We start from the raw sequence: 8,892 nt of genomic DNA, 5'->3' as shown, positions 1-8,892 counted from the left end.
TGATGTTATCCGGTATTAGCCCCGGTTTCCCGGGGTTATCCCAGTCTTACAGGCAGGTTGCCCACGTGTTACTCACCCGTCCGCCGCTCATTCCACAGACATCACCCCGAAGGGATCCGTCTGCTTCCTGCGCTCGACTTGCATGTATTAGGCACGCCGCCAGCGTTCGTCCTGAGCCAGGATCAAACTCTCCATATAAAGTGTTTGATTAGCTCTTGCTAGCTTGTTTCTGTTTGTTGCCAATGTTTTCTCCTATTTAATAGAAAGAAAACGAATTGACGACAGGCTATTTTGTTTAGTTTTCAAGGTTCAAAAGGTGTGTCGCCTCAAAACAGCGACCTCTTAAATATAACAAGTATACTGATTAAAGTCAATAACTTTTTATAATTAAAATGTTGTTTGTTCATCGCTTGTTTTTGCGACGGTTATTAATATACCACGGTTATTAAATTTAAGTCAATAGAAGTTTGTTTTTATTTTAAAATAATTTCTTCCTTCATAAAATGCTTTATATAGAAATGTTCACACCTTCTAATATAAGCCAATTAACTATATTCATTTAAAAGGAATGAGCCCAGTTTTATCGAAATATGCATTACACCTATAATAAATGCAAAAGGATGATTAGATGAATTGGATTATAAACTTTTACCGTAAACAGCTTGTGTGGACGAATGATTTAGTTGATTCTAATAAAATGATAGAAGTAGAAAAATCTCGGATAACTTCACTTGAAGAAAACTCTTTTCCTATTCCAAGTAATCAATCCATATTAGAACTCGGACCAGGTAATGGACACTTTGCGGTTGCTGCTGCTCTAAAAGGATACAAAGTAACTGTAGTTGAAATTGTGAAGGAAGCTTGTGACTCTATTATGAAATTAGCTGAAGAACATAATGTAACAATTAATGTAATAAATGATGACTTTTTAAAAGTAAAACTGGATCAGCAATTTGATATTATATGTTATTGGGATGGATTTGGTGTTGGAGAAGATAAAGATCAAACGTTACTTTTAAATAAGATCAGTAGCTGGTTGACCGCTAACGGAAAAGCCTTCGTAGATATTTACACCCCTTGGTATTGGGCTAAAGTAAAAGGAATACAAATGGATTTTGACCAAACTAGTAGAAAATATAACTTCGATGCAATTAATTGCAGAATGATAGATTCATGGTGGTCGCATGAACATCCTGAAGGTCAAGTTACTCAAACATTACGTTGTTATTCTCCAGCAGATTTGAAATTACTTTCACCGAATCTTTCTTTAATTGAGGTCCAATCAAAGGGTGCGTTGGATCAGAATACTGGAGAGTTCATCTCAAACACAGAACTTCATGAGTGTATGTACTATCAAGCTACTTTCCAAACAGTTTAGTAAAATTATAAATCTGGATATATTCGTGACTTTTCTGGATACCACGTCGATTTTCGTGAATATACAAAAATTCTCGTGGATAAACGTGATGAATTCTGGATATCCTACCAATTTTGTGGATATATCCCTTGCTGCATCAACTCCTAAGAATCGATACCGATGAGACCCTATCGTACCCACCTAAGATAAAATAGGCCATCATCCCCCTCCAGTTAAACACTTGAGAATAGATGATGACCTTTTCCTTTTAATCATTTATACGGACTTCATTTCCTCCACCGCATAATATTGGCGATGAAAAATTTTCTTTCCTTTTGTCTCTGCCAGATTAACCCCTACGATTCCTCTTTCTACTAAATATTCTATTAAGATAGATAGATCAAGCTTATATTTCTCTACCTCTGGATGCAGTTTCAATTCTCCAAATGTCCACGGTTCATTACGTTCGTGCATTATTTCTAACAAATGAGCTGCTCCTTGTTCAGCGCGTGAATGTATGGCGAAGTCACTCGCAAGCATCATTAGCTGAATCCGTTTCTCCACAGGTTCATCGCTACTAATTAATTCTTGATAGAGTTTGTTCACTTCCGGATCGATCTTTTTCACCTGGTGCCATACAATAACTTCGGGATGAAAACCTTTTTCTAGTACTGCTAGTCTCGCTAAATAATGTAAGGATCTAATCATCAAACTATTAGCGTCTAGATAATGTTTCATTTCAAATAATTCTTTGCATTCGCGGTAAGAGCGTACTAGTTTGGCGAATTCGATAGCTTTACGAAGTTTTCGGGTACGTTCTGGAAAATCTCTAAGTTCTTCTTTTAATTGGGATAAGTATTCATTCCGATCAAAAATGATTCGCCCTGTTGTAAGCCATTCTATAATTTTTCGGTACCCACTTGTTTCGATCCAAGTATTTAGTAATCCTTCATCAATAATATGCATTGCTGCCGTTTTACCTTCGAATTCGTAGTGTTTCACAAACCAATCTTCTTCAGCTTCTTTTACAATGATTAATAAAATACAGTCAAAATGATCTGTGACAGAGCTATTGCTATCTGTTTTCTCTAAAAGCATAACTCCGAGTGTGTTCGGGTGACCTGCTCGTTCTTGATAAAGTGGACGTAACGTATCTTCCATAGCTTTCTCCTCCTACTTGACCTTACCTCTATTTTCATTCTACATAAGATGACAAAATCCTTTTTTCGTTCACATACATTTGAAGAAAATTATGCTATACTTTTTTTGTAATGTACGAGGAGGTTCGAATGATGGGTTTAAAATATAGTAGCAAAATTAATAAAATACGAACGATCGCCCTTGGGTTAATTTTTGCAGGGATGATCATTATGTATATTGGTTTATTGTTTCGAAATATAGAATGGTTAATGTTAGTGTTTATGGTTTTAGGGGTCATTGCGATTGGTTTAAGTACAGCAATTTACTTTTGGATTGGTTTATTATCGACCAAGGCTGTTTCCATTGTCTGTCCAGAGTGTCATGCACAAACAAAGATGTTAGGTCGTGTAGATGCGTGCATGTATTGTAAACAGCCACTAACGATGGATCCAGATCTAGACGGAGAAGAGTTCGATGAGAAGTATAATTCCGGTAAGTATTGGAAGGAACAAGGAAAGAAATAAGCTAAAAATATAACAATCGCCCTCACATAAGTGAAGGCGATTATTTAATGTTTCGGTTCTTCTTGGCAACTTTCACATGTACCATACACTTCCATACGGTGATTGCTCACTGTAAATCCAGTTACTTGCTCTGCTAATTGTTCTACCTCATCGAGAGCAGGGTAATGGAAATCAACAATCTTCCCACAGGAGTTACAAATGATGTGGTAATGTTCAGCTGTATTGCAATCGAATCGACTAGAACTATCTCCGTAAGTCAATTCGCGAACAAGTCCAATTTCTAAAAAGACTCGTAAATTATTATAAACAGTTGCAACACTCATATTTGGAAACTTATCTTCTAATGCTTTATAGATTTCATCTGCAGTTGGGTGACTCATGGAATGTAAGAGATACTCTAACACTGCATGACGTTGTGGTGTAATCCGAACACCAGAATTCTTTAAAGTTGCTAACGCTTCCTGCATTTTTTGCTCTGACACCGTCATGCACCTCACTTTCACTATTATCGATTATTACATAAGAATCTTTATAATTAGTGTAAGTGGTGAGCATTCATTTTGTCAATTAAAACTATCGCACGTTACCTTCTATACATCGGTCTTAAGAGGTAACTCTTCTCCACCCGTTTTTAAATTGACATATCTAGCAGCTACAAATAGAAAATCAGATAGACGATTTAAATAGGAAACTACTAGCTCATTTTCTAACTCATCATCTAACGCAACGGCAGTTCGCTCTGCCCTTCTTACGATTGTTCGAGCAGAATGGAGTGAAGCTGCGCTTGGATGACCCGATGGTAAGATAAAGTTATTCAGTGGTTCTAATGATTTGTCCCACTGATCAATACTTTTCTCCAAATCTTCCACATGTTCTTTCTTCAGTTTCCACATCACGTCTTTGCCTTTTGGAGTAGCGAGTTCAGCACCAACGTGGAATAGAATTGTTTGCACTTGATGAAGTGCCTCTACCACTTGGTCCTTCGTTTCGAACGTTTCATTCGCAAGGTGACTTCTAGCAATCCCAATCATAGAATTGGCTTCATCACATGTGCCATAAGCGTCCACTCGTATATCACTCTTTTTCACACGTTCTCCATAAATTAAAGAAGTGGTTCCTTTATCACCTGAGCGTGTATAAATCCGCATATTAATATCCCCTTTTTGGATCGACTACATTACGATTCAATGGTTCTTTTTGTATAAATGCTGTGAGATTTTCTTCAAATATTTTAAAAGCACGCGGTTGATAATGCTTTGAAATTCCTGATAAATGAGGAGTGATGGTTGTGTTCTCTAATCCCCATAATGGGCTACTGTTCTTTAAAGGTTCTTGTTTAGCTACATCAAGGACAGCGTGATTAATTTCATCATTTTTTAACGCATCTACTAGTGCTTCTTCATCCACTGTCGAACCTCGTCCCATATTTAAGAAAATAGCTGACTGTTTCATTTCGGCAAATTCTTCTTTCCCAAAGAAATCCTGCGTATTTTTAGTAGCAGGCAATACGCCAATAACAAAATCAGCTTTCGGTAAATATTCCATCAAGGATTCATTATCATAACAAGCATCAAAATGTTCACGGTCCGAACCACTATTAGAGATACCAATCGTCTTCATCCCAAATGCTTTTGCAAGGCGAGCGACTTCCTGACCAATCGCACCTGTACCAGCAATTAACATGGTTTTACCCGATATTTCTTCCATTTTTACCTTAGGATTCCATACTTGCTCTTCTTCTTGTTTAATCAGCGTCTTTGCCTGTCTATTAACTTGAAGTAGCATGGAAATCACGTACTCAGCCATTGGAATGGCATGGATGCCACTTGCATTGGTTAGTTGAATGCCATGTTGATCAATTGTTTCTAACGGCATTTCTTCCACTCCTGCTGAAATCACCATGATCCACTTCAATTGTGTCGCTTGTTTGATATGCGCAGGCTCTAAGTCCTCCCCATATGTAATGATGATATCTGCTTCGTTTAGTTGGGCTTCCGCCTCTTTTAATGATTCATTCCATTTGAAATTTACGCTTGGGAACTTTTGCTCCATTTCAGACTGGAGTTGATCTTTCACCTTACATGTCGTAACTACTTGCATGTATTCCACTCCCCTTAAATTCAGCAACTTGTTTTGCTCAAAAAACAGCCGATGCTTTTATAAATTCTCTTTAATATAATTTAGCGCTTCATCCACATGTTCTTTCACACGAACTTTTCGCCACTCTTTAACTAGTTGGCCGTCTTTATCGATAATAAAAGTTGATCGTTCAATGCCATAATACTCTTTACCAAAATTCTTCTTCCATTTCCAAACGCCATATTGTTCTGCTACTTCATGATTTTCATCAGCTAAAAGCATAAATGGTAAATCATGTTTATCAATAAATTTTTCATGTCGGCTTACTGGATCTGGACTTACTCCAATAATCACCGCGTTTAGTTCTTCAAAAGTTTGATGATTGTCTCGGAAATCACAAGCTTCCGTCGTACAACCAGGTGTCATGTCTTTCGGATAAAAATAAAGAACGACATGTTTCCCTTGAAAATCAGATAATTTTACATCTTCTCCACTACTGGATGGTAGTGTGAAGTCTGGTGCTTGTTTACCTACTTCCATTGACATAAAAAGTACCTCCTTCAAATCCTCTCTTCTATAGATTATCGAACAATTCCTCTTCTGACAAATTAAACTCTCATTACGACTGAAACAATTTATATAAAAAAGCAGCAGGGAATAAAAATCCAATAAAAGCTTCAATCATAGCTAATACTCTTCCAATTCCAATAGGTGTAATATCCCCATAGCCAATCGTCATTAGCGTTACTCCACTGAAATAAATAGCTTGGAAAAACCTTTCACTCGTGCTACCTACTTTCAAAGACTCATCCACTAAAATGGTGACGTTCATTTCTGCCAATAAGAAATACATCAACCCAAAACCAATCATGAAGATAAAATAGATCGCTACAAACATTGTAAATAACTCTTTGGAAAAATAACCACGAACAGCATCCTTACCTCGGAACAACATCACCATACTAATGATCAGAATCAACAATACGATGGCTAGTGAAATTGACTGCTTGTACATAGCATACGTCCTTTCAAATTAAACGTGCTAAAGTATATGCTTTCCTTCATTCTTAGATACATCTGAGTATGCTAAAATATGATTGATGCACATCAAGGAGGAATAACAATGACTAGAAAAACATCTGAAAAATTATATAAAGAAGCAGAAGAACACATCGTCGGGGGTGTAAATTCTCCTTCTCGCGCGTTTAAAGGTGTCGGTGGCGGAACACCAGTATTTATGGAAAAAGCGCATGGTTCAAAGTTTACTGATGTAGATGGAAATGAATATATCGACTACTTATCCGCATATGGACCGATTATTACCGGGCATGCGCATCCACACATCGCAAATGCTATTAGTGAAGCTGCCCAAAACGGTGTCTTATATGGCACTCCGACAAAACTTGAAAATAAATTTGCGAAAATGCTTAAAGACGCAATTCTTTCTTTAGAGAAAGTTCGTTTTGTTAATTCTGGAACGGAAGCTGTCATGACCACGATTCGTGTAGCGCGAGCTTATACGAATCGAACGAAAATCATAAAGTTTGCAGGCTGCTATCATGGACACTCCGATTTAGTATTAGTTGCTGCAGGGTCAGGACCTTCTACTTTAGGAACTCCCGACTCAGCTGGTGTCCCAGCTACAATCGCACAAGATGTTATCACGGTTCCTTTTAATGATATTCATGCTTTCCAGGCGGCATTACAAAAACACGGTGACGAGGTGGCTGCTGTGTTAGCTGAGCCAATCGTCGGAAATTTCGGGATCGTAGAACCTGAAGAAGGATTTTTAGAACAAGTAAAAGAACTAACTCACGCAAATCAAAGTCTTCTTATATTTGATGAAGTCATTACTGCATTTCGTTTTCATTACGGAAGCGCACAAGAAATGACTGGTGTTCAAGCAGATATGACAGCATTAGGAAAAGTCATTGGCGGAGGACTTCCAATTGGAGCATATGGAGGGCGCGTGGATATTATGGAGCAAGTCGCACCTTTAGGGCCAGCATATCAAGCCGGTACCATGGCAGGTAATCCCGCTTCAATGGCTGCTGGTATCGCCTGTTTAGAAGTGCTACAACAACCAGGTGTTTACGAAGAGATGGATCGACTCGGGGCAAAACTAGAAGATGGTATCTTAAAACGTGCTGAACAAATAGGTTTACCCGTTAAAATTAATCGTCTTAGAGGAGCACTAACTGTTTATTTCACAGAAGAAGAAATCACCAATTATGAACAAGCGGAAAATACAAACGAAGAAATGTTTGCGGCATTTTTCCACCAGATGTTAGATGAAGGAATTAATTTAGCTCCTTCTAAATATGAAGCATGGTTCCTCACAACCGCTCATACAGAAGCAGATATTGACCATACATTAGACGCAGTTCAAAAGTCATTTGAAAAAATTAAAGAAATTTTCTAAAAACTCTTGTCAAAAGTTTATCTTATGCTAAAATATAGATAATTCAGAATTTTTGGATTACCCCTTATTGAAGGAACATGATGTTATGAAACTCCCTTCCTTTCTGGTTTTACCAGATTTGGCTTTCGCAATCTTGATGCGGAAGCTTCTTTTTTTGCTTTTAAAACTATATACTAATATAAGGATAAGCATAAATCCCGAGTGATTAGGGTATGAAAGAGTAACAGCAAAATCTTAAGATAAAGGAAGGTCTGTGTATGAGAGTAGGCGCACGTGCCTTTAAAACTGGTTTCGCAACCGCGATTGCATTATATATCGCTGGGGCGTTTGGATTTGAAGCGGGGATGTTCGCAGCCGCAATTGCAGCAATGTCTTCTATTCAACCTTCAATCTACCGGTCCGTACAAACAATAATTGAACAGATACAAGCAAACATTATCGGTGCAATAATCGCAATCTTATTAGTAATTACTGTTGGAAATGAACCGTTCATTATTGGCTTTGGGATCGTTACCGTCATTGCCATTTGTTCTTTGTTAAAAATGAAAGAAGACACAACTTTTATCGCAATTATAGCTGTGTTTGCTATTATGGATACGACAGATATGCCTTTCTTCGAATTTGCAGGTATTCGTTTTTCATCTATATTAATTGGAATTCTCTCAGCGTTTGTTGTGAACCTCGTCTTTTTACCACCTAAGTACGAAACTCGCTTATTTGAAATGATTAATCATACGACAAGCGACATCATGCAGTGGATTCGAGTAACAACGAGGCATTTATCAGATCAGCCGGCTTTAAAAAAGGAAATTAATCGCTTAGAACGGGATTTATCTCACTTAGAAGCGACTTATCACTTATATTCTGAAGAGCGTAACTATTCCCGTAGACGCGGATATGCTCGCGCCCGCAAATTAGTGCTATTCAGGCAATTGATCCATACGTCACGTAAGTCCTTCTTAGTTCTCCAAACGCTTCACAGGATGGATTATGAAATTGAACATATTGATTCCAATTTAAATGAAATGATTGTAGAAGAAGTCGATAAAACCTTGCACACCCATGAGAAACTGATTCTTATGTATTTAGGCAGAATTAGAAAGAAACAAGTTGATCCACTTCAAAAGATTTCAGAACCAGATATCCAAGAGCTTGTTAATAAACTTATGGCGGTTTATGAAAATGATGAACGGGACCGCTTTACAATGCTTCCTCTAGCGTCGATGCTACTGGATTATCATAATGAATTAATGCACCTAAAGAAGATTTTAGTAAGCTATTTGAAAGAACGGAACTAAATACAGAGGCTAAGAAAGAAATAGAGGGTAAAGTCATACACCGATGACATTACCCTCTTATTTTAGTATGTT

10 protein-coding genes and 1 rRNA gene are annotated in these 8,892 nt (G+C 37.6%); 4 read left to right on the top strand and 7 right to left on the bottom strand.

The genetic code is table 11. The features are described from left to right. Positions 1 to 198 (bottom strand): 16S ribosomal RNA (locus tag G532_RS0107255); the annotation flags it as partial. Positions 199 to 628: 430 nt separating this feature from the next. On the opposite strand from G532_RS0107255, the gene G532_RS0107250 reads away from it, so the two are divergent. Next, complete coding sequence (locus tag G532_RS0107250; protein ID WP_027964200.1) at positions 629 to 1,378, top strand: class I SAM-dependent methyltransferase; 750 nt, start codon at positions 629 to 631, stop codon at positions 1,376 to 1,378. Positions 1,379 to 1,633: 255 nt separating this feature from the next. On the opposite strand, the gene G532_RS0107245 is transcribed toward G532_RS0107250, so the two are convergent. Next, positions 1,634 to 2,518, bottom strand: coding sequence for a nucleotidyltransferase-like protein (locus G532_RS0107245; protein ID WP_027964199.1), 885 nt, complete (start codon positions 2,516 to 2,518; stop codon positions 1,634 to 1,636). Positions 2,519 to 2,649: 131 nt separating this feature from the next. Between G532_RS0107245 and G532_RS0107240 the strand changes: the two genes are divergently transcribed. Next, on the top strand, positions 2,650 to 3,021 hold the full coding sequence (locus G532_RS0107240) for a YgzB family protein (protein WP_027964198.1): 372 nt from the start codon (positions 2,650 to 2,652) through the stop codon (positions 3,019 to 3,021). Positions 3,022 to 3,065: 44 nt separating this feature from the next. Here G532_RS0107240 and perR read toward each other — a convergent pair whose 3' ends face one another. From perR to G532_RS0107215, 5 genes are all read right to left on the bottom strand, one after another. Next, positions 3,066 to 3,509 carry a peroxide-responsive transcriptional repressor PerR gene (gene perR, locus G532_RS0107235; protein WP_035512728.1) on the bottom strand — a complete coding sequence of 148 codons (444 nt, stop codon included), beginning with the start codon at positions 3,507 to 3,509 and terminating at the stop codon, positions 3,066 to 3,068. Between the two features lie 102 nt (positions 3,510 to 3,611). Further along, entirely contained in the window at positions 3,612 to 4,169 is a 558-nt protein-coding gene (locus G532_RS0107230; RefSeq protein ID WP_027964196.1) for a cob(I)yrinic acid a,c-diamide adenosyltransferase, read from the bottom strand. A 1-nt stretch (position 4,170) separates the two neighbouring features. Then, positions 4,171 to 5,121, bottom strand: a complete 951-nt coding sequence (locus tag G532_RS0107225) for a D-2-hydroxyacid dehydrogenase (protein WP_027964195.1) — start codon at positions 5,119 to 5,121, stop codon at positions 4,171 to 4,173. A 57-nt stretch (positions 5,122 to 5,178) separates the two neighbouring features. Continuing rightward, positions 5,179 to 5,646 (bottom strand): thioredoxin-dependent thiol peroxidase, encoded by a 468-nt coding sequence (bcp, locus tag G532_RS0107220; RefSeq protein ID WP_027964194.1) that lies wholly within the window; start codon positions 5,644 to 5,646, stop codon positions 5,179 to 5,181. A gap of 73 nt (positions 5,647 to 5,719) precedes the next feature. Continuing rightward, a complete protein-coding gene (locus G532_RS0107215) occupies positions 5,720 to 6,115 on the bottom strand; it encodes a potassium channel family protein (protein WP_027964193.1) in 396 nt (131 codons plus the stop codon). Positions 6,116 to 6,223: 108 nt separating this feature from the next. Here G532_RS0107215 and G532_RS0107210 point away from each other — a divergent pair, with 108 nt between their 5' ends. Both G532_RS0107210 and G532_RS0107205 read left to right on the top strand, forming a co-directional pair. Next, positions 6,224 to 7,522 (top strand): glutamate-1-semialdehyde 2,1-aminomutase, encoded by a 1,299-nt coding sequence (locus tag G532_RS0107210; RefSeq protein ID WP_027964192.1) that lies wholly within the window; start codon positions 6,224 to 6,226, stop codon positions 7,520 to 7,522. Positions 7,523 to 7,779: 257 nt separating this feature from the next. Beyond that, a complete protein-coding gene (locus tag G532_RS0107205) occupies positions 7,780 to 8,820 on the top strand; it encodes an FUSC family protein (protein ID WP_027964191.1) in 1,041 nt (346 codons plus the stop codon). The last annotated feature ends 72 nt before the right edge of the window (positions 8,821 to 8,892 follow it).

Source organism: Halalkalibacillus halophilus DSM 18494 (assembly GCF_000423105.1).
Lineage (GTDB): Bacteria > Bacillota > Bacilli > Bacillales > Alkalibacillaceae > Halalkalibacillus > Halalkalibacillus halophilus.
The sequence above is the reverse complement of the archived record's forward strand: the minus strand, read 5'-3'. Positions and strand labels throughout refer to the sequence as shown.